15 protein-coding genes and 3 pseudogenes are annotated in these 21665 nt (G+C 60.0%); 10 read left to right on the top strand and 8 right to left on the bottom strand.

Annotation, left to right across the window (positions count from 1 at the left end; genetic code table 11):
* Window positions 1-335: 335 nt before the first annotated feature.
* From JMN36_RS03940 to JMN36_RS03920, 5 genes and pseudogenes are all read right to left on the bottom strand, one after another.
* Window positions 336-713: pseudogene (locus JMN36_RS03940) on the bottom strand (IS6 family transposase); the annotation flags it as partial.
* A 93-nt stretch (window positions 714-806) separates the two neighbouring features.
* Window positions 807-3040: pseudogene (locus tag JMN36_RS10870) on the bottom strand (copper-translocating P-type ATPase).
* A gap of 51 nt (window positions 3041-3091) precedes the next feature.
* Window positions 3092-3418: a heavy-metal-associated domain-containing protein gene (locus JMN36_RS03930; RefSeq protein WP_005276120.1), complete on the bottom strand. Its 327-nt coding sequence runs from the start codon at window positions 3416-3418 to the stop codon at window positions 3092-3094.
* A 112-nt stretch (window positions 3419-3530) separates the two neighbouring features.
* Window positions 3531-4657: pseudogene (locus JMN36_RS03925) on the bottom strand (sensor histidine kinase).
* Window positions 4654-5376 carry a response regulator transcription factor gene (locus JMN36_RS03920; RefSeq protein ID WP_148209687.1) on the bottom strand — a complete coding sequence of 241 codons (723 nt, stop codon included), beginning with the start codon at window positions 5374-5376 and terminating at the stop codon, window positions 4654-4656. The pseudogene JMN36_RS03925 and the gene JMN36_RS03920 overlap by 4 nt, the downstream one beginning before the upstream one ends.
* Before the next feature lie 404 nt (window positions 5377-5780).
* On the opposite strand from JMN36_RS03920, the gene JMN36_RS03915 reads away from it, so the two are divergent.
* Window positions 5781-6350 (top strand): CueP family metal-binding protein, encoded by a 570-nt coding sequence (locus JMN36_RS03915; RefSeq protein WP_204087623.1) that lies wholly within the window; start codon window positions 5781-5783, stop codon window positions 6348-6350.
* A gap of 71 nt (window positions 6351-6421) precedes the next feature.
* Window positions 6422-7903 carry a multicopper oxidase family protein gene (locus JMN36_RS03910; protein WP_204087622.1) on the top strand — a complete coding sequence of 494 codons (1482 nt, stop codon included), beginning with the start codon at window positions 6422-6424 and terminating at the stop codon, window positions 7901-7903.
* Here JMN36_RS03910 and JMN36_RS03905 read toward each other — a convergent pair.
* Window positions 7881-8108, bottom strand: coding sequence for a 3'-5' exonuclease (locus tag JMN36_RS03905; RefSeq protein ID WP_052292422.1), 228 nt, complete (start codon window positions 8106-8108; stop codon window positions 7881-7883). The genes JMN36_RS03910 and JMN36_RS03905 overlap by 23 nt on opposite strands.
* Before the next feature lie 915 nt (window positions 8109-9023).
* On the opposite strand from JMN36_RS03905, the gene JMN36_RS03900 reads away from it, so the two are divergent.
* The 5 genes from JMN36_RS03900 to JMN36_RS03880 all read left to right on the top strand — a co-directional run bounded on the left by JMN36_RS03900 (window position 9024) and on the right by JMN36_RS03880 (window position 15543).
* Window positions 9024-9257 (top strand): hypothetical protein, encoded by a 234-nt coding sequence (locus tag JMN36_RS03900; protein WP_204087621.1) that lies wholly within the window; start codon window positions 9024-9026, stop codon window positions 9255-9257.
* 209 nt (window positions 9258-9466) lie between these two features.
* Window positions 9467-10543 (top strand): hypothetical protein, encoded by a 1077-nt coding sequence (locus tag JMN36_RS03895; RefSeq protein WP_012732535.1) that lies wholly within the window; start codon window positions 9467-9469, stop codon window positions 10541-10543.
* Complete coding sequence (locus tag JMN36_RS03890) at window positions 10543-12306, top strand: hypothetical protein (protein ID WP_204087620.1); 1764 nt, start codon at window positions 10543-10545, stop codon at window positions 12304-12306. Before JMN36_RS03895 ends, JMN36_RS03890 begins: the two co-directional genes overlap by 1 nt.
* Window positions 12307-12685: 379 nt before the next feature.
* Window positions 12686-13342 (top strand): abortive infection family protein, encoded by a 657-nt coding sequence (locus tag JMN36_RS10980; protein ID WP_204087619.1) that lies wholly within the window; start codon window positions 12686-12688, stop codon window positions 13340-13342.
* Between the two features lie 266 nt (window positions 13343-13608).
* A complete protein-coding gene (locus JMN36_RS03880; protein ID WP_221923887.1) occupies window positions 13609-15543 on the top strand; it encodes a hypothetical protein in 1935 nt (644 codons plus the stop codon).
* Window positions 15544-15576: 33 nt separating this feature from the next.
* On the opposite strand, the gene JMN36_RS03875 is transcribed toward JMN36_RS03880, so the two are convergent.
* A complete protein-coding gene (locus JMN36_RS03875; protein ID WP_236881707.1) occupies window positions 15577-16464 on the bottom strand; it encodes a class I SAM-dependent methyltransferase in 888 nt (295 codons plus the stop codon).
* A 151-nt stretch (window positions 16465-16615) separates the two neighbouring features.
* On the opposite strand from JMN36_RS03875, the gene JMN36_RS03870 reads away from it, so the two are divergent.
* Window positions 16616-17839 (top strand): UDP-N-acetylmuramate dehydrogenase, encoded by a 1224-nt coding sequence (locus JMN36_RS03870; protein WP_204087617.1) that lies wholly within the window; start codon window positions 16616-16618, stop codon window positions 17837-17839.
* 10 nt (window positions 17840-17849) lie between these two features.
* On the opposite strand, the gene JMN36_RS03865 is transcribed toward JMN36_RS03870, so the two are convergent.
* Entirely contained in the window at window positions 17850-19565 is a 1716-nt protein-coding gene (locus JMN36_RS03865) for a long-chain-fatty-acid--CoA ligase (protein ID WP_204088803.1), read from the bottom strand.
* 211 nt (window positions 19566-19776) lie between these two features.
* Between JMN36_RS03865 and mshA the strand changes: the two genes are divergently transcribed.
* Together mshA and JMN36_RS03855 are read left to right on the top strand one after the other, a co-directional pair.
* The gene (gene mshA / locus JMN36_RS03860; RefSeq protein ID WP_204087616.1) at window positions 19777-21066 is read left to right on the top strand and encodes a D-inositol-3-phosphate glycosyltransferase; all 1290 of its coding nucleotides are present in this window, start codon (window positions 19777-19779) and stop codon (window positions 21064-21066) included.
* Between the two features lie 17 nt (window positions 21067-21083).
* A complete protein-coding gene (locus JMN36_RS03855) occupies window positions 21084-21566 on the top strand; it encodes a type III secretion system chaperone family protein (RefSeq protein ID WP_236881708.1) in 483 nt (160 codons plus the stop codon).
* Window positions 21567-21665 lie beyond the last annotated feature (99 nt).

Below are 21665 nucleotides of genomic sequence, written 5' to 3'. Positions count from 1 at the left end.
ATGCCGTATTTAGGAATGTTGTAGAAAACTATTCAGCAAATTCACAGAGTAACGCATCATTATGTGCCAGATCGACCGGTTTCTGTGCTTCTACAGACTAGGTTTTCAATGATGAAGGTTATCGATTATGTCCGGTGGATGGGGATTGGAGCAGTTGTACAAACTGCGACACCGGAGGTAACAAACTCGAAAGGGTTCGTGACCTCCGGTTTCTTTGTTTTTGTGAACTTTGGCGGTCGAGGATTGCAAGTGTGGGGATTTACATCCGAACTCCCGCTCTCGGCTTTCGTACTTTTGTTTTCGATGGTGTCAACAAGTCATCTTGCTTGTTGTCTTGATCTGACGGCCTTGGCCAGGAAACGCTTCGCTGCGGCCACGTTCTGCTTCGGAGAGAGGTAAAAGTCCAGGGTCTGGCCACCGGCGGTGATCGCCCGATAGAGGTAGCACCACCTGCCGCCGACCCGGATATAGGTCTCGTCCACCCGCCAGGAACTGGCCTGCCAGTCAGGTATCTGTCGGTACCACCGTGTTTGCTTGTCCAGCTCAGGGGCGTATTTCTGGACCCAGCGGTAGATCGTGGTGTGATCGACCGGCACGCCCCGCTCGGTCATCATTTCCTCCAAATCGCGGTAGCTCACCCCGTAGCGGCAATACCACCGCACTGCCCACAGAATAATGTCACGGGGGAAATGACGACCGGAAAAGATACCCATGACTGTGACTATTTCACGTCACTCTTCCTACTGCCCCAACTTTGCAACAGCACCTTTCAGGGTCATATGGGGGCAGTGGAGAGAAGTGGTGGGTCAGTGGACGGCGGTGGATGCCGGAGTAGGCGTGGTGTGTTGCTCCTTCGACTCGGTCGGAGCCAGGTGAGCCGGATCCAGATCAATGCGGCGCAACAGCTGGGCGTTCAGGGCCACCACGATGGTCGAGGCAGACATCAAGATCGCGCCCACGGCCGGGGACAGCACGAACCCGATCGAGGCGAGCACTCCGGCGGCCAACGGCACGGCGAGGATGTTGTAGCCAGAGGCCCAGATCAGGTTCTGGATCATCTTGCGGTAGCTGGCCTGGGACAGCTCAATCATCGACAGCACTGCCCGCGGGTCATCACTGGCTAGGACCACCCCGGCTGATTCCATGGCCACATCCGTGCCGGCACCGATGGCGATACCGACGTCCGCGCGGGTCAGAGCGGGGGCGTCATTGACACCGTCACCGACCATGGCCACGCTCAAACCCCGGTCCTGCAGCTGCGTGACCTTGGTGTCTTTGTCCTGGGGCAGGACCTCGGCGAAGACCTCATCAATGCCTAGGTCCTGACCAACCGCCTGGGCCACCTGCTGGGCGTCGCCGGTGATCATCGCGACCTTCACCCCGCGGTCCTGCAGGGCTTTCACGGCGGCGCGGGATTCGGGGCGGATCTTGTCCTCGACGGCTACCGCACCGATGATCTGACCGTCGCGGACAATATGGAGCACACCGGCCCCACGCCCGGTCCAGGCGCTGGTGGTGTCGGTGAGCTCGGCCGGGGTGGTGAGGTTGAACTCGCGCAGCATGTTCGGCCCGCCCACGAGGATCTCAGCGCCATCGACAGTGGCCCGGACCCCCGGCCGGAGGCGGCGCTGAAACCAGTTGCACGGATTTGCCGACGGGAGGCCTCGGGATGGGCGGCCGCGGCTGCCACGATGGCGCGGGCCACGGGGTGCTCGCTGTCGGCCTCCGCGGCGGCGGCTAGGGCCAGCAGCTCGCCCTCGGTGACGCCGACAGCTGCCGCGACACCGGTGACCGCGTGCGCACCCTCGGTCAGGGTGCCGGTTTTGTCGAAGAGCACCACGTCGATGGTGCGCATCCGCTCGAGCGCCATCCGGTCCTTGATGAGCACCCCGGATTTCGCGGCCCGCTCGCTGGAGATCGCAATGACCAGCGGAATCGCCAGGCCCAGGGCGTGCGGGCAGGCGATGACCAGCACCGTGACCGTGCGCACCACGGCATCGTCCGGGCTGCCGATGATGGTCCACACCACCGCGGTGATCAGAGCGGAGATCAGCGCGAACCAGAACAACAACGCCGCCGCCCGATCCGCCAGGGCCTGGGCCCGGGAGGAGGACTCCTGGGCGTCGGCAACCATGCGTTGGATCCCGGCCAGGGCGGTGTTCCCGCCGGTAGCCTCCACCCGGATGCGGACGGTGTTGTCGGTGGCCACGGTACCGGCGACCACCTTGTCACCGGTGTCGCGGAAGACGGGACGGGATTCGCCGGTGATCATCGCCTCATCGAATTCGGCGGCTCCGTCGAGGATGGTTCCGTCGGCCGGCACCCGGGCACCGGCCCTCACCAGCACGACGTCGTCGACGACCAGCTCGGAGATGGCCACGGTGCGGGTGGTCCCGTCGATGACTTTCTCGGCCTCATCCGGCAGCAGGGCAGCCAGCGCGTCAAGCGCGGAGGACGCGGCCCCGAGAGCGCGCATCTCCAGCCAGTGGCCCAGCAGCATGATGGTCACCAGCAGGGCCAGCTCCCACCAGAAGTCCAGGTCGAAACCGCCCAGCCCCAGAGTGGTGACCCAGGAGGCGACAAACGCCACGGTGATGGCCATGGCGATCAGGAGCATCATCCCGGGTTGGCGGGATTTCAGTTCTTTCCATCCACCCTTGAGGAAAGGCGTTCCGCCGTAGACGAAGATGATCGTGCCCAGCACCGGGGGGATCCAGGTGGATCCGGGAAATGCCGGGAGGTGGTAGCCAAGCAGGTGGGCGACCATGGGACTGAAAATAACGACGGGAATGGACAAAATCAGCGACCACCAGAAGCGGTCCCGAAACATTGCGGTGCTGTGTCCGGCGTGTTCGCCGTGACCATGAACGTGGTGGTCTTCGTCCAGGGCGGAGTGCGGGTGATCGTGGGGCATCGCCTGGCCGTGGGTGTCGGGATCTGCGTGGTGTTCGTGGCTGGCATGATCCGGGTGGTGGGTGTGGTCTGTTTCCGGAGCGGGGTGATCACCATGGTGATCACCGGAATGGTGGGGAGTGCTCATGACGTTTCTTTCGCTCAACCCGGTCGGGGTCGAGATGATGGGTAAAACTGATCAGGATAAGACGGTGTAGCCGGCCTCCTCGATGGCCCGGCGAACCATCTCCGGAGGTACGACACCGGTGACCGTGACGGTGGAAACTCCACCAGCAGCGAGATCAATCTGGACGTCGTCGACCTGGGGGAGGGCCTGAAGGGCCTGGGTCACGCTTTTCGCGCAGTGCCCGCAGGTCAGACCGGTGACCTGGTAGCTAGGGGAGGACCCTCCTGCTGACGAGTCGCTGGCGGCAGGGATGGAGGCGGTGTCGGCACGTGAGGCAGGTCCGCAACAGCTGCAGCCGTGGGAGGCCATCGGCAAGAGGCGGGGCGGGGAGGTGATCATGGGAAAGCTCCTACGAGTCGGTGGGATGCGGTGATGCCACTCTAGCGTATACCCCCCGGGGGTATATTTTCAATGGGTGGAGGGCGCGGCTCTCACGCGGGGCAGGGTGTGGTCATCGAGCAGCCTCCTCACTGTCGGGAGGGGACAGCGGGAGGCGGAGGGCAAACACCGCTCCGCGACCGGGTCCGGGGGAGGTGGCGGTGAGAGTGCCGCCGTGGGCCTCGATCAATGCCTTCGAGATGGTCAGACCGATACCGGCCCCGCCGTCGTCCCGGCTGCGGGCGGCATCCCCCCGGTAGAAGCGTTCGAAGATGTATCTGAGCTGGTCAGGTGGGATGCCATCGCCATCATCGACGACGTGGATGAGCGCGGTGGACGCCCCCTGTCGGTGGACGCTGATCCGGACCTGCCCGCCGGCCGGGGTGTGCCGTAGCGCGTTCGACAGCAGATTGCTCATCACCTGGCCGAACCGTTGCCGGTCCACGAGCACCCGGGCGGTGTCCGTAATGGTCTCGACCTGTAAATCGACGCCTTTGTCAGCATAAGCTTCCCCCGCGGCAGCAGCGGCGGTATGGAGCAGATCCCCGAGCCCTTCCTCCGCCAGGTCCAAATCGATCCGGCGTTCCTGGGCCCGGGAGACATCGTCAATGTCTTCCATCAACCGGGTCAGGCGGGTGAGTTGGTCAGCCATGATCGTGTGGGTGGCATTATTCCAGTCCACGACCCCGTCCTGGAGACCATCGAGGTAGACCGTGAGCACCGATAAGGGGGTACCCATTTCGTGGGCCAGGTCAGAGAGCATCTGGCGGCGGACCTGTTCGGTGTGTTCCAGCCGATCGGCCATGGTGTTGAAGGCATGCGCCAGGGTGGTAACCTCGGGGCCTGCTTTTCCGGCGGGCACGCGGATACGGGAGTTGCCGGCCGTCAGGCTGGTAGCGGCGTGGGTGAGATCCTGCAGGGGGTGCGCAGACGACGTGATAAGCACAGGCTGGCCAGCAGGGCGCTGATTAAGGCGGTGGGCAGGGCGACGGCCAGGGTGATCAGGTTGGCGCCCCGGTAGGCCTGCTCGGCATGGAACAGCTCCAGCGAGGGGTCCTCCCGGCCGGTCATCAACATATGATCATGGAATAGGGTCGGGCCCACCATCGTGGCCACGGCCGCGGCCACCAGCAGGCTAATCACCACGACCAACACCTGGGCGGCCAGGAAGCGGAAGGTCAGGCCGGGTCCGTGATTCATGGCTGCCCCACCCGGTAGCCCACGCCACGCACGGTGTCGATAAACCCCCGGCCCCGGGTGTCGGTGCCGAGCTTGCGACGCAAGTTGCCGATGTGGACATCGACGATGCGTTCATCACCGACCCAGGTGGTGTCCCAGACCTCGGTGACCAGGTCGTGGCGGGTCAGCACCTGGCCGGGGCGCAGGGCCAGGGCAACCAGCAGCTCGAACTCCGTGCGGGTGAGCTCCACGGTCGTCTCCCCCACCCGCACCTGATGGGCGACGGGGTCAAGGATGAGGTCACCAACGATCAAGGGGGTAGTCACCTGCGGTGGGGTGGTGCTGGTGCGCGGGCGGCGCAGCACCGCATGCACCCGGGTCACCAGTTCCCGGATGCTAAAAGGTTTGGTGATGTAGTCATCCGCCCCCAGGGTCAAACCGCAGATCTTGTCGTCCTCGCTGCCACGCGCGGTGAGCATGAGGATGTAGCAGTCCGAGAAGGTGCGAATGCGTCGGCACACCTCCAGGCCGTCAAGTTCGGGCAGCCCCAGATCCAGCACCACAACATCGGGAGAAAAGCGACGGGCCTCGTCCACGGCCTGGGTGCCGGTGTGCGCCTGGCGGGTATCGAAGCCGGCCCGGATGAGGTAGGAGGCCACCATCTGAGCCAGGGGTTGTTCATCATCGACGACCAGCACCCGCCCCGGGGGCGTGGCGGTGGTCGGTATGCGGTCAGCCATAGACCCCAGTATCGCTCCGGCCAGGGGGGAATACCACCCTGGCTCAGTGCCGGGCGGGGAAATCTTCATCAAATCTTCAAACATCACCCTTCGACCGCCGTCACCCCTGTGCCCCACCCCGGGCCGGCGGCATCGTCTCCCCTGGTCGGTTCAGCAGGCGCCACCAGGAATTTCACTGCCTGCACCGCATACCCGGGGCGGGTAGAAGGCCATCGCCCACGGCTGTGGGGTGGTGTCCCGGTGGTGACCCAGGCCACCGAATTCACCCCCTTTTCGCCCTGTTATAAGGCTGTGAGCAGGGTTTTTGATTTCTAGTCCGTCAGGCACCCGTGCTAGATAAAGGTATGGCATCGACCTTGAGGCGGTGTCTTCTCACGGTCTTACCACGATCCAAGGAGATTGACGTGAAACGAGCAGCGATCGCAGCCGCCGCCCTCGCCCTCACGGGGTGTTCGGCCGCCGACCCGGAACCCACCGCCGACGGGACGGTGTCCCAGGATACATTCCTGACTACCCATGGCCTGGCCGCCATGGACGCGGTGGAGATCATTGATCGCCTCGACCGGCAGAAGGTCACTGAGCGTCCCACGGATCTGAACGCCTCAGTACGTGCCGATAAACTGCTGCTCTCGAGCGATGACCAGGAAGTCGTGGTCGATCTTCCCGACAATCAGACGTATGTCTCGATCGCACCCTATCTCACCTCCACCCACGACTGCTTCTACCACAGCCTCACGACCTGCCTGGGGGAACTCGACAATGAGGATATCCAGGTCACGATCACCGATGAGGCGACCGGTGAGGTGCTGGTGGACGAGGCGACAACCACCTTCGACAACGGGTTTATTGGCTTCTGGCTTCCCGATGATGCCACCGGCCTGATTGAGGTCAGCTACCAGGGGCGCACCGGCACCGCGGAGTTTTCCACCGCCGACGACGGTGCCACCTGTGTCACAGACCTGCACCTGACGTGATGGCTCAGCAGGGTCCTCACCTGCGCCTGTCTCCCGTGTCACTGAAATCTAACACCAAGGAAGGTTAAATCATGATGAACGGATTTTCCCGACGACAGTTTCTGCTCGGCGGGCTCGTCCTCGCCGGAACCGGGGCCGTGGCCGCCTGCACCAGCGACCCTGGACCCGCTGCCTCGGCACCAGGTTCCTCTCTTCGCCCCACTCCCACCCCCACTGCGCTCGGTGAGCCGACGGTGCGCCGGACACTGACCGCCCGGCCCCTCTCTCTGGATATCGGCGGCATCGAAGCCAAGACGTGGGGATACGTCTCTGACACCGGGGATGCGGCCATTGAGGCCACCGCCGGCGACGTCCTCCAGGTCGATATCACCAATGAACTGCCTGAGAGCACCTCCATCCACTGGCATGGCATCGCACTCCACAACGCAGCCGACGGTGTGCCCGGCATGACCCAGGACCCCATTGAACCTGGCGAGTCCTTCTCCTATGTTTTTGAAGTCCCCCACGGTGGCACCTACTTCTACCATTCCCACTCCGGCCTGCAGCTGGATCGCGGCCTCCACGCCCCACTGATCGTCCGTGACCCGCAAGACGCTGAGGACCAGGACGTCGAGTGGACCATCGTGCTCGACGACTGGGTCGATGGCATTCAGGGCACTCCCGACGATGAGCTCGACAAGCTCACCGGAATGGGTTCAGGCGACCATAACGGGAAGAAGGGAATGGGAGGTCACGGCCAGATGATGCACGGCACCCCGGACCGGGTACTGGGCGGGGATGCCGGCGATGTGATGTATCCGCACTACCTCATCAACGGACGTATCCCCCGTGCTCACCGGACCTTCGAGGCTCGCCCGGGCGACAAGGCCCGCCTGCGGTTTATCAACTCCGGCGGTGACACCATCTTCAAGGTGGCCCTCGGTGGTCACCGCATGACCGTCACCCACACCGACGGCTTCCCCGTCCAGCCCAGGGAGACCGAATCGATCTACCTGTCGATGGGCGAGCGTGTCGACGTCGAGGTCATCCTCGGCGACGGCATCTTCCCGCTCACGGCTTTGGCGGTGGGTAAGGACGACCGCGCCTTCGCCGTCATCCGCACCGCCGGCGGCCAAGCCCCCCACCCCGATGTCGACTTCCCCGAGTTGTCGTCCACCGGACTGCTTCTGTCCTCCCTGAAGCCAGCAGACCGTGCACTCCTACCCGAGGACACACCAGACCGAGAAGTCAGCATCGACCTGGGCGGGCAGATGATGCCGTACGAATGGAGCATTCTCACCGACGGCCAATCCTCCTCCGCGACCGTGCAGGAGGGCCAGCGCCTGCGGATGGTCATGCGCAACAGGACCATGATGCCCCACCCCATGCACATCCACGGCCACACGTGGGCGCTGCCCGGCAGCGGCGGACTACGCAAGGACACCGTCCTTCTCCGCCACGGTGAAACCATGATCGCCGACCTGATCGCTGACAACCCCGGTGAGTGGGCATTTCACTGCCATAACGCCTATCACATGGAAACCGGGATGCTCAGCTCGCTTCGCTACGAGTAACCCCCACAGCAGGGTTGAGTGCCGAGGTGGGCGGGGTGTCCCCCCGAGTAGTGGACACGGCTTTGGTGTCAGGGTTGAGCAATGTGTGCCAGGAGTCGACGGGATTGAAGTATGCGTCAGCGCGCACGGCAGCAAGTTCAATGATGCGGTCGTAGCGCTTGTTAAAGCCGGTGGTTTCGGTATCAATGACCGCAAAGACCGACATGCCCGCCTAAACGCTATCGAACACTGCAAACAAGGTGGATTTCTGTGGATAGCCACACTGGCCCCGTGCGGGTTGTCCACAGGGTGAGTGTGGTTGGTCTTTCGTAGCGGGCGTGGGTGTGGTTGCCTTAGTGCTATGAGCACTTCGCAGGACTATCCGAACACCACCCCAACCCCCGCTACTACGACCACTGGGGAGGGTCAGCGGCGGGGGCCGAGCTTGCGGGATAATTCCCAGCAGGAATTAAATACTGCTACCCAGTACATGAATTGATGAGCTTATGAGTCAAGACATGAGTGAGGCGGACGCCATAGAGCATTTAGACGATCTGGATAGGAAGGCTATCCCTGATGACTTCTGGGATAGCACCAACTAAGGACTAAGCCTGTTTTATTGAGCGTTGTTAGAGTTCGGCGTCCTGGCCGTCTTCGTGCTCTGCCTCTAGCTCTGGTGCCGCGTTGGGCTCGCCTTTAGTTATAAGTCTCCGAACGGGACCAGCATAAGGCGAGCCGATTTACGTGGATGGAAGCGGCGGCGAGCATCTCTCGCTGCACAATAGCTCGATGAGAAGCTTAAAGACTTTCATGGTTGTTCTGCTGAGTGAGGGTTGGTCTTGCGGCTGCGGTGTTAGCGCAGTGGCTTTCGCAATGAGCGGAAGAAAGCTATCTCTGGTGCGAGACCGGGGGTAGTTCTAGGAGAGGGCAAAACCGAAGAATGCAATACATACGCTTCACTGTAACTTATGCAAGCCAAAATGTAAGTGTTGACCAGCACTGTTTCGAAAATGCCGGATAATTAAAATTATCCTCCATTTTCGTCGTTTGACGTGGGGGTAAGCGTTTTTGGAGCCGGTTGCAACCGGCTAGTCTGGTGCTGCCAGCGAAGAAGTTGCGATCAGATGGGAAAGGCGTGATCGTGGATAAAACTGAAGACATTTGTATTCCTGCCACGCATTTTGATCGGCGTCGTGTTCGCTGGGTGCCTGAGGATTCTCATATCCGGCTGGAGGTTCGCCTCCCAGCGCCAATGGTCAGAGAGCTAACCATTTTGGCTAATTCAAGGGGTGCTTCCATTGCCCGAGTCGTAACCGATGAGCTGGAGCATTTAGTTGGTGATAATACGCATCATGGTGCTGGGGAGGAAAACTAGCTAGCGAACTTTTCATCAAAAACGAAACAAAGCGCGATCCTGCCAGATCACGCTTTGTAAATGCACAAGCTTGTGGAGCTTAGTGCCAAAAATCCATTCAAAACCTTCGAGAGAATCAAACGGAGATGTGTTTATCTTGTCATGCCTAAAATCAATTAGCAATAGCGGCAGCACTTTTGCCACCCCGATTACCGAGCAGGTGATCGGCCATGGGTAGATTCACCGCACTAGCAGCAGCACCCGCAGTCGTCGAGAAAGCAAAGCACTGGGATACTCCAGCTGTCGCGGCGATCGGTCAAGCGTCGCCGTCGAGGGTGCGCCGACTTACTCGACGCACGTTGCCTGATACAGATCGCTATTTGAGACTGAGGGAGATCGGAATCCAGCGTCCAGCGGGACCACTGCGGAGCGACGCCATTGACCGTGCAGCCCTTGTCCAAGCACACACCCGAGCTATCGACGAGGTCGCTGATGTCAAGGCGGTTCGAGTTGTAGCGCGATACCTCTACGATGAGGCGATCGTCTTCGGCTCGGTTGACGAGGAACGAGCGCTGACACGACCTGCAGTGGATAAATGGCTGTTCCGGGATGACGTCTTTTCTCGCAGGTCACAGCGCACTTATCGGACGATCCTCTATGCTGCAGGCCGGGTTTTATATCCTCACGAATTTCCTGAGCCGCATCGTCAACGAGGACCGCGCCGCAAAGCGGTCCCGGCCGCGAAAACGTCACTGGAGAATGAGTTGTATGCAATTGCTCCGAGCCTGCGACCGGTGCTGCGTGCGCAGCTGCTGACGATTTTGGATCTCACTACTGGGGCGGGCTTGTCGTCTCAGGAGATCCGTCACCTGCGGGGAAGTGACATTTCCCCTCTTGAGCTGGCAGAACGCACGGTAGTGCAAATCGCTGTGAGAAAAAGAGGCATTGTCTCTCGCGTGGTGCCGGTGGTGTGTCCCGTTCGAGGTCATCGTCTTTTGACTCGTGCACGCGAGGTCGGCCAGGGTTACGTGTTTCCTATTGTTGGGGAAACCATGCCTCGAAATGCGATTTGTCATGTCTCGGAAGAGCTCGTTGAGCAGGGTTTTCCCGGATTTAATGCGGCGGCGCTGCGGAATCGGTGGGTGGTAAAACTGGCCTCTGACCCAGGGGTTCCGGCTGCGATGCTGATGAAAATGGCAGGCATTGCTGATCTGCGGGTTTTGCATGATCTGGAAGCAGACCTGCCGAAGTTTACACCGGAAGATGAGGCAAAAGTCCTGCTGCACTGTGAGGAGGTGGACGGCTGATGACCGTTGCGGTGCAGGAGCAGAGGATGATGATCTCTCCGGACTATGTGGAGCGCTGCGCGGCTGTGATTGAAAAATCTGGTGCGCACCGGATGATTGATTTCTATTTTTCCCAGGACCGTGGCGTGGGTGGCCGCAAATCCACCGGACCACAGTATTCGATGCTGAGCGTGCTTACCGTGGGTTTGGCCTTAATCGGGATTCGGCGTGTGTCCTCGATGGCGGAGATTTGGCGCACCTTGTGGACGCTAGAGCCTGCCCAACAGGAGCGGCTTGGCTTAGATCTTTCCTGTGGCGAGGGGACCTATCGTGCTTTTGCCATGTGGCTAACGCGGCGGCTTGAACCTCTTGATTCACTGCCAGATGCCCCTGCACGCCGCGTGAAAAATGGTGATCATCGTCGAATGATGGCCGCGCGTTCTCCGGAGCAAGAGCAAGCCTCCGAGGTTGCATCTGAGAGACTTCATCAGGTTGTAAACTCGCTGGTGGCAGGCTCAATCCATGAGCAAGCCCCCAAAGGATATCGAGGCGATATCATCGCCGACGAGACCAACATCGACCTGGCGGGCCAGTCGATGGGGCTAGGCAGCCGGGACGCGAAACGCCGAGGTGCCGCGTACTCGGGTGCATACTATATCCGCGATCGCGAAGATCACTCCCTGCATTCCGAGCTGGGTACCCGGCGTAGTACCAAAGGTGGCGTGGCCGTTGGCATTACTGCGGTCTGTCGCGTCGGACCACCAAAAGCGGTTTACTCGGTAGCCCCAGTGATTACGGGGATTTCGATTGATAAACCGAGTTCGGGCTCGGTGCAGGGTTTGGCGCGTGCTATTCGTTTTCATCAAGAAAATGGGTTTGACCAGCGCATTAAGCGTGGACGTGTGCCATTGCTGACCGTCGATATGGGCTACAACGTCAAACAGCACTTTAACGATGAATTGCTGGCCGCAGGCTATGCTCCGGTGGTGCGTTATCCCAAGTCTTGGCGTACTGTTTTTGCATCTGACACCGCAGTCGGGGACGAGCCTGCAAGTGGACCACTTCAAATCGCGGGGGAGTTTTATTGTCCTGCTGCGCGTGCGATCGCAGGCGACGGGAAGATCGTTCGACGCACGATGGAACTGCTTGGAGAGGATGACGGTTTTGAGCGCCACGATGCTCGACTCGAAGCTTTATTCCCACTGATCATGGGGACTAATTCGAGGCCTTATCGTGCGCGTCAGGGCCGTGGTCGCCCTCGTAAGCAGGAAGAAAATTCGGATGAGCGACCCGTGAAAATCGATTTAGTATGCCCCGCCGTACAGGGACGCGTGCGATGCCCACTCAAACCGGCGTCGATGACGCTCGCATCCGAGGAAGCCCCGGAGATTTCACCCAGCTGGAGCGCAGATCACTATAAATGCTGTTCAAAATCCAGTATTACGCACACGTTTACCCCTGAGCAGTGGAGATGTGCCCAGTGGGGTTTGGTTCCTGGCTCCTGGGAGCACGCAACGTATTATGAGGCAGCCCGTGCGATTACGGAGCAGCGTTTTTCTATCATGAAGTCCCCGCACGTAACGGGCATGGAATCTTTCAAGCGTGGTGTGCGGCGTGAGCCGATGCTCTACATCACGCTCGCTCTGTGGGTGGCCTCGACGAACCTGGCGATTCAAGAGTCATTCGAGCGGAAAACCGCAAGCCAAGACTCGATGACACGACGACTCCGGATGGTTCGTGAAGATACCGGCCGAGACCTCGCCAAGGTGCCGCCTCGAACGTAATTGTGTACCTGAGAGTCTTCGTATCACCGATTCTGCCTGCAGAGTTTGAGCTGAGGGTACACGGCTTCAGAGGCCCGCAAATCGAACTTGATGGAGCCAGAAGTCGTGTTTTAGGTCAAAGGCTGCGGGGTACGATAGCGATATTTGGACGTGATGAATGGTAGAGGTGGAATGGAACCGAAAGAGCTTGTACCTGTAGGTATTCGTGTCTTTGTGCGTGATATGACAAGTGGCATTGTGCTTCGTGAAATTCGAAGTATGTGGGAGTCGGAGGGGTTTTCTGAGCCTTCTTCGGTAGAGCCAATCGGCGGGGAGAGGGTGTCGTTGTATGAGGCGTATATTCGTCAAGTCGATTGGACGTCTCATGGAGAGGTCGCACGTGCTCTCAGGGTTTTTTCAAGAAACTCTGTTGGAAGTTTGGAATGGATGGTCAGAAGAATACCTGGCTAACCGTGACAGAGAGTTTGACAAGCTCACGCGAAAAATTGAAGCTGCGGGTCTTGAAGTTTCGGACAAGTGGCTGATTCAATTGCCGCAGAGTCTTGAGATTTCGCCGGAAGATTTGCAAGCTTTAGCCGATCCGAGTGCTATTTTTGTCCACTTAGAACGTCTGTCTGGGGCCTTACGTGATTCGGATCCAGAATTGGTTATTGGGCAAGCGAAGGAACTTGTTGAAACCACCGCAAAGTTAATTCTCAACGAGCGAAAGGTTGAATACGATCCGAAACTCAAAATGGGACCTTTACTGAGAAAAGCCCAGCACTCCATTGGATTGTCGGACGGGAATCAACAGCTCGGGCCGGACAAACTGCAGGCTGTAAGGCAGATACTCAAAGGTGCCGGTAATGTTGCCTTGGGCCTTGCCGAACTTCGCAACAGCTATGGGACTGGGCACGGACCTGGGAGTTTAAGGTCGGGTTTAGAGCAGCGCCATGCGGAGCTGGCAGTGAATGCCGCTCGTCTTTGGTGTCACATGATGCTTACAACTTACTCCTCTGAGACCGCTCCTTGGCGTTTTGAGGAGCCTAACAAGTGAAACTGACTTTCTAGTCGTGGAACGTCGACTTGAAAAGCTCTGGACAATTCAATAAGACAAATGTTCTAAAGCTCGTCTAGTCAAGCTGGGCGAGCTTTTCCCATGTCCACAGTATGTGCTAGACCGAGGAAAGCAATCGTTAGACGGCGAATCTACGGCCTGATTCGCGGCCAGTTGAAGAGCCCTAGTCGGGGAATTAATTCTCGGGAGATTTCATATCCGCAGCTCGGGAGACACTTTTTGAAAAGCTAGGCTGAGCTGCCATCGTGAACATCACGATTGCTGCCTGGACCGGCGGGCTGGCTATTCCCCGGCACTCGCGCGGGCTGGCACTCACACCGGGGAGTTCCGCACGGCATATTTCGATCGAGAGTGCCGGAGGATGTACCCACACACTCGAGGCGATCGAACGAGAATACACGCATATTCAGTGGCTTCTCGGAGGTTCACCCCTCGACGAAACAGCGCTGGGCTATGTCTACCCGCAGGATCTGCACATAACGGGCGGTGGCCTCACGAACGGCGATTTTGCTGTCGTTGATTTCAGTGATGCTCCCCGTGATTACAGCCCGGACGCATCGCTCGCGACGGCACACGAGATCAGTACAACCACAGCTGGTTCAGTACTATCAGAGCACATCCCGCTCTGGAATCTGGCCGAACCATTGGGGCTTCTCGCCTTGGCCGTGCGTGAGTATTTCCCTGGCTCCACTATCCGGGACCTAACCCGTGACTACGCGGACCGTTGTAGTGAGGGGAATTATGAGACCGGTAGCGCGAACCATGATGGCAGCACGATGGCCTTCGGTCGTCTTGCGTATAGCGTTGCTCATCGGACTGGTATCGAACCGGCATCTTTCTTCCCTCCCATCACTTTGCACGTCCACGCCGAGGATCCAATTTTTACTGAGCGGGTATTGGAGCGGCTCATAGACCGTGCCCAGGCCTTTGCGACCGCTTTCGGAAGTACCGTCGATTGTCGAACGGTGTTTCACGATGTCCGACGCCACTCTTCTTTTCCCTCCACGGTCCACGAACCCGACGCTGAAGAAACTCCGGTCATTCTGTACAGAATTCCGCTGGACACAGGAATTCTGCCCGACGATTGCTTCCCCTCCGTTGTGAGTGAGGCTGTCACCTCTCCGTTCAGCGTAGAGTCACAGGCCATTAGGGAGCATAAGGCTGTCGTCGTGCATCGTGATCCGGAGAGCGGTGTTATTGAGGCTCGTTCGTTTACACCAGATCGGACTCTCATTGATCGTCGTATTCAATGGGGTGATTATCTTCGCTCTGCCGAGGCCATTGACCAGTTGCAGCGCGAGTGCTTGCTGGCTGATCCTGACTGTCTTGGGACACACGCCACGCCGACCGTGATGTGGGAATCTTTGGCTACGTGGGGACTGTCGGAGGATGTCCGGGCTGGAATGACCGGCATGTCTGAGCTCAACGATATTTCTGCAGATCGAGAAACACATACGTCCAGCCCGACAACCACCGTGTGGGCAGTCCACCCCAATGTTGTGTCATTAATGCGGGACTCAGTAGATCGACCACTCCTTACCATGGAGGTTGACGCTACTGCTCCGCTGGGCAGCGTGATTCACGATGTCTGCGATGTAGTGGACGAACTCGGAGTGAATCCAGCGATGGACTTTCCCGTCGAGATAGTGAGGGCGGGGACAGCGCGCTCGGAAACGCCAGTTGCTGCCCAAACTCGTACAGCGACGGATAGTGCAAGTTCGGGCGGAACTTCTCCAGGTAATCCGCGCCGGGCATCTCACTCGGCCGCCTTACCGTGCTTATGGCCATTAGCGCTCGGGGTTCGAAGCGATGCTGTCACAGATCAGGCTATTGCACTCGCTGCGGTGCGTTTGGCGTTCCGGGAATGTGTTCCCCGCGGTGCCTCGTGGGTTGGTGTGAAGCATTCGCGGGTAGCGGAGTCCGCTGCCGGGCACTGCATTACGGTAGCTATCGCGCATAGGGATGACGATGCAGAAAATCCAGAGCACGATGCACTAATTGAAGGGGTCAACGATGCAGTGAACCGGATCTGCTCCGCCCATTTCCCTGGTTCACACATTGCATGCCATGTCGTGAACGCAGACGAATGCATCGATATCCGCCAGTGGATCACAGCTATTGGGTACCATCCCGTTTTCGGACTTCTACCAGCGTATATGCAACTCGAGCGGCTGGGCTGAGCAGGACTACAGACGGCTAGCCTGGGGGATACCTCACCCTTCCGCAACAACCTCCCATGGAATGGTAATGACGTTATCTCGGATTCGTCGCCGTGGAGGAGCAACAGGAAATCCAGATCGATGCAGGTAGGTCAGCGCTTCCCGCCACCGTACGCGGGGGCCGTACACATCGAACGGTGCTGTTCTGTTCCACGCGTCGTCGAGCGTCGTAAACAAATCGTGGACAGGATCGCCCGGAACGTTGCGGTGGATCAGAACTTTGGGCAGACGTTCGGCCAGGTCAGAGGGCTTGTTAACGTCGAAGGGGTCCCATGAGAGGGTCAGTGTGCGGGGCCCGTCAGCATCGAGGAGAATCCAGGAACACCGGCGGCCTAGTTCGTCGCAGGTGCCCTCGATAATGTGCCCGCCCGGCGCGAGCCGCGATTGCATCGTGTCCCACGCGGCGTGAACATCCGCGACATCGTATTGCCGCAGCACATTGAACGCGCGGACAAGATGCGGGCGTAGCCCGGCCAGCTCAAAACCGCCCAGCGCGAAATGAACTCCATCGCGGTCGGGGAGGACGCGCTCGGGGTCGATCTCCAGCCCAGTGACGTCGATAGTAGGACGAATGGTGTGCAAACGGGCCGCCCACTCGCATGTCGTTGTCCAGCTCGCGCCGTAGCCAACATCCACGGCCAGAGGCCTATCCGCATGGAGGAGCGCGCGGCGCAGGTCCGCGTTATGAACAACCCATCGATCGCATCGCCGCAGTCGGTTAATACCCGTCGTTCCCCGCGTCACGGTCCCGACGGGCCCACTCCCGCTCCACGACGGTGTGCGGACATTATGGGCGCGGAGGTTCCGTGTCCCCGGGGTGATGTGGTGATTACCAGAATCGGGGTGGTGGTGATTTCCATGTGGGGTTGAGGGTTTGTCCATAGCAGGAGAGTGCGGTCGGAAGCGTCGATAGCGGTGGCGTGGATGGTGTACTACCCACTCGTCGATAGTGATCGTAGACTGAGGGGCCGTACTGTCACGAGTCAACCGGGGCTGAACGGCAGCCCGCCAATCCGACACTAAGGCTGAGCAGATGAGTTCTTTACCGACGAGTCAGCAGCAGGGTTCTACCGATGACCTCCTGGAGCGCCTGGACGCGACCATTGGTGTGTCTGTTGTCCGCGGGAAGTCGTTCGCGGACTTAACGACGTTGCGCATCGGTGGTACTCCGCGCGCTGTCATTGAGGTGACGACCCCCGGTGCCGTCGCTGTAGTGGTGAAAGCCGTCGTTGATGCTCAGGTGCCGTGGATTGTCGTCGGCGGTGGATCCAACTTGGTGGTCGCGGAGAGCCCGTCGGTGGAGGAGCTGATTGCCGTTCATCTGATGGTCCGGCGGCCGATTTTGGATGATCCCGACGATGACGAATCGCAGCTAGCGCCCGTCATGATGGACGTTCATGAAGGCACGGTGAGCTGTTTCGGTGGCGTCGAGTGGGATGCCCTCGTGGCTGCGACCGTGACATCGGGCTTGGGCGGATTGGAGTGCCTGTCGGGGATTCCAGGGTCTGTTGGCGCGACGCCGGTGCAGAATGTGGGAGCGTATGGCGTTGAGGTCTCCTCAGTTCTGCAGCGCGTGTTGTTGACGTATTGTGGCGATGATGAGCATGAGGCGGGTTCACAGGAGTGGGTCACCCCTGATGCCCTTGACCTGGCCTACCGCTACTCGAACATCAAGTTCACCCGGCGCGCCGTGGTGACGGCCGTGGAGTTCCAATTGATGCCTGGGGGAGTGTCGGCTCCGCTTCGCTACGGCGAGCTGGCCCGGCGCTTAGGGGTGACCCCGGAAGAATCAGCTCAGGAAGGTGGCGCCCGACGACCAGCCGCGGCGGTGCGTAAGGCGGTCCTTCAGCTGCGCCACGGTAAGCGCATGGTTCTCGACGAGAACGATCATGACACCTGGTCAGCCGGATCGTTCTTCACTAACCCCATTATCGACGCGGACGCCCTCCCCCTTATCCGCGAGGCTGTCCGCCAGCGGTGCGGTGATGACGTCGCGGAATCGATGCCGGCGTTCCCTGTCGGCGATCGTGTGAAGCTATCGGCAGCGTGGTTGATCGATAAGTCGGGGCTGACGAAGGGGTGGAAAGTCCATGCGCATGCTCCTGCGTCATTGTCTACGAAGCACACGCTGGCGTTGACCAACCGCGGCGGAGCGAGCAGCGCGGATATCGTCGAGCTCGCCCACGCGGTGCAGGATCACGTCCGGGACGTTTTCGGCGTGAGCTTGGAACCCGAGCCGGTGTGGGTGGGGTTTTAGACCGGGCGTTCTAGCTCCGCTTCGACCGCTCAATGATGTCATCGCGAACATCGCGTCGGCGGATCTTCCCCATCTGATCTCGCGGCAAATCATCAAAGTGGTAGAACGTGCGGGGCACCTTGTACCGGGCCAGAGACTTCCGGCAGTAATCCTTCAGACCCTCCGGATCCAGGGCCGCGCCGGGCTCAAGGCTGATAGCAGCGACAACGGTTTCTGACCCATCCTCGCGCGGCAGGCCGACTACGGTGGAGTCCTCCACATCGGGATGCTGGTTCAGAACGTCCTCCACCTCTTGCGGGTACACGTTAAACCCGCCGGTGATGATGATCTCCTTGGTCCGCGCGACCAACCGAATGAACCCGTCGGGCTCCATGATTCCCACGTCGCCGGTGATGTACCAGCCGTCGTGGAAGCTCTTCGCGTTGGCCTCGGGGGCATTGATGTAGCCAGAGAAAACCTGTGGGCCTTTGACCAGCAGCTCGCCGGCTTCCCCGTCGGGCATGGTGCGGTCCAAATTATCTTTGTCCGCAATCCGAATAATGGTGTCTGGGAACGGAATGCCGACGTACCCGGGGCGTCGATGGTCGGTCATGGGATTTCCGGCGATGATCGGCGAGGTCTCCGTCAGCCCGTAGCCCTCGATCAGGTGCCCCTTGGTCAGGGCTTCCCACTTTTCGACGGTGGACACGGGCAACGACGACGCCCCCGAGAACGAATTGCGCACCCCGTGGATGTCGATACCCTTCTCCGCGGCCTCCTGGGCGATGCGCCCGTACAGGGTGGGCACCCCGGGCAGCCACGTCGGCGTCTGCTTCTTCATGATCGACATGATGAGTTTCATGTCCGGCGTCGGCAGCAAGATGAGCTTGGCGCCACCAATAAACGGGCCGAACAGCATATTCATCGTGATGCCATAGGCGTGGAACATGGGCAAAGCGACAAGGAACGTTTCTTTGCCAGGGCGCAGGTCAGGCACCCACGCCTTGCCCTGGACGACATTGGCCACCAAGTTCCGGTGGCGGAGCTCAGCACCCTTCGGCGCCCCCGTCGTCCCGGACGTGTACAGAATCAGCGCGGGGTCGTCGGGATCCGCCTCATAGGGCTCGATGGTGGATCCGTCCCCACCTAAGCCGTCGGAAACCAGTGTTTCCCAGGGCACAGTCCCGTCGACGGAGGTTGTGAGCTTATTCCGCATGGTGGCCAGAGGCGGGAGCGGGATGCGGAGGGCGATGCGGTAGTGCAGGGGCATGGCCTTTGTCATGTCCACCGAGACGATGGTGTCGAGAGCGGTGTGCGGGTCCCTGCGGAGCGTTTCGACCATTTCCACCGATTTGTCCCACACGATGGCGATGCGAGCACCGTGGTCCGCGAAGGGGCCTTTGAGCTCCGGGGCGGTGTAGAGCGGGTTGTGCTCGACGGGCACCGCGCCCAACATGATGCAGGCGAAGAAAGCATGGACATGCTGGGGGCAGTTGGGCATGAGGATCGCGACGCGGTCACCCCGACGCACTCCGAGCGCGTAAAGTCCGGCCGCGGCCCGTCGTACGTCTTGATCGACATCTTTCCACGATTGTTCGGCGCCGAAGAAGGAAACGCCTGGTCGGTTGCCAAATTTAGCAAGGTTGTCGCGGTAAATGGTGGACAGTGTCATGCCCTCATAATCCAGCTGGTGGCCGGTCCAATCGGGGTAGTACTGTAGCCAGGTTTTGTCGTCGGTTGCTCCCATGTCTGTTCTTTCTGGTGTCGATATCTCGTGTGAGGACATTCAGGTAAGTTTTCACCCTAACGCGAACCACCCCCTGATAAAAATTTTTATACCCAAAAACTATCACGGGTGGGGAGAGTTTCGCAGACCAGGCCGGAGCACCCGCGTACCAGGAGGCCGAAGTGCCACGTGACGCTTGCACGGTGTGGCAATCTCATCCACCCTTGAAAGCATGAGCACTACACCTCGCGGCCGGATCGCCGTGATTTCGATGCACACCTCCCCCATTGAACAACCGGGGGTCGGTGATGCCGGAGGAATGAACGTCTACATCCGATCCACCTCATTAGAACTCGGCGCACTGGGCTACGAGGTTGACATTTTCACCCGCGCCACACGCTCCAGCCAGGGGAAAATCGTTCAGCTCGCACCGAATGTGCGGCTCATTAACATCATTGCCGGGCCCTACGAAGGGCTCAGCAAAGAGGAACTGCCCACACAAATGGTCGCGTTTACCAGCGGCATCATCGAATTCGCGCAATGTGAAAAAGTGTCCTACTCGCTCATTCATTCACACTATTGGATGAGCGGACAGGTGGGGTGGCTTCTTCGCGATCTATGGCGAGTCCCACAGGTTCACACCGCGCACACCCTGGCGCTGGTGAAGAACAGCGCGCTGGCCACGGGCGACCGCCCCGAACCCGAATCACGCCGCATCTGTGAACAACAAATCGTGGATAACGCAGATCGCCTCGTCGTCAATACCGAAGCGGGCAAAGACAACCTGGTCTTCCACTACGACGCCGACCCCGAGCACATCAACGTCGTCCTCCCCGGTGCCGATGTCACACAATTCTCACCCGGATCCGACCGTGCAACCGAACGCAGCCGACGCGAACTCGGCGTCCCCCTGCACGCCACGGTCATCGCGTTCGTCGGGCGCATGCAGCGATTGAAAGGCCCACAAGTCCTCCTGCGGGCCGTCGCCGACATGATGAAACAGCGCCCTGACCAGGAACTACGTGTGCTCATGTGTGGCGGACCATCTGGCAACGGGCTCGCGCGGCCCACCGAATTCGAAGACCTCACCCGCGATCTCGGCATCGCCCCCATCGTCCGATTCCTCGCACCCCGCCCGCCAGAGGACCTCGCCAGCGTCTACCGCGCCGCCGACATCGTCGCCATCCCCAGTTATAACGAATCGTTCGGGCTCGTCGCCGTCGAAGCCCAAGCATCCGGTACCCCCGTCGTCGCAGCTCGTGCCGGTGGACTGCCCATCACTATCGACGACGGCACCAGCGGAATCCTCGTCGACGGCCATGATCCCGCCGACTGGGCCGCAGCCTTGCAATCCCTGTGCGACGACGACGACCGCCGAATCGCGATGGGTGAAAACGCCACCGCCCACGCCTCCAGGTTCTCCTGGGCCAGCTCAGCACGCCACCTGAGCGACATCTATGAGGATGCAATCCGGAAAGGCCCCCGCGTTCGTTGCGGAAGTGACCGCGCCGGGGAGTCATAGAGGCCACAATGGGGAGTATGACCAAGAACGACCTGATCAAACTCCTCGACGAAGCCGGCATTGAGTACGACGCCCCCGAGGGCAAGGACTTTGTGGCCGTTATTCTGCCGGGCACTAGGCGGCTGAAAACTGTTGCGCTGCTGATCCCGGGGCAGAATTACCTGCGCATCGAAGCGTTTGTGTGCCGTGCCGTCGAGGAAAAACAGGCCGACGTGTACCGGTTCCTGTTGCAGAAGAACAACAAGACATTCGGTGTTGCCTACACTCTCGACGCCAATAATGACATCTATCTGGCCGGATACCTTCCGGCGAATCTGAGCCCGCAGGACCTGGATCGAGCCTTGGGGCAGCTGCTGGACCGGGCGGATAACGATTTCAACCGGATGCTTGAGATGGGGTTCGAGGAATCCATCCGCAAAGAATGGGCGTGGCGGTTAAGTCGCGGTGAATCCACCAGAAACCTGGAAGCGTTCGAGGCTCTCCGGCCTGCTGAGGAGTAGCTGTTACGTTGCCGGGGAGTAGCCGGGGAGTAGCCGGGGAGTAGTCGCCGCCCCGTGTGCTGGGTATAATCCAGGCACACTAGGCAAGGTGTTGCCATT

This window comes from Corynebacterium pseudokroppenstedtii, assembly GCF_019754945.1.
GTDB classification, from domain to species: Bacteria; Actinomycetota; Actinomycetes; order Mycobacteriales; family Mycobacteriaceae; genus Corynebacterium; species Corynebacterium pseudokroppenstedtii.
Note: the sequence above shows the minus strand (reverse complement) of the source record. Positions and strands in the feature narration are given on the sequence as shown.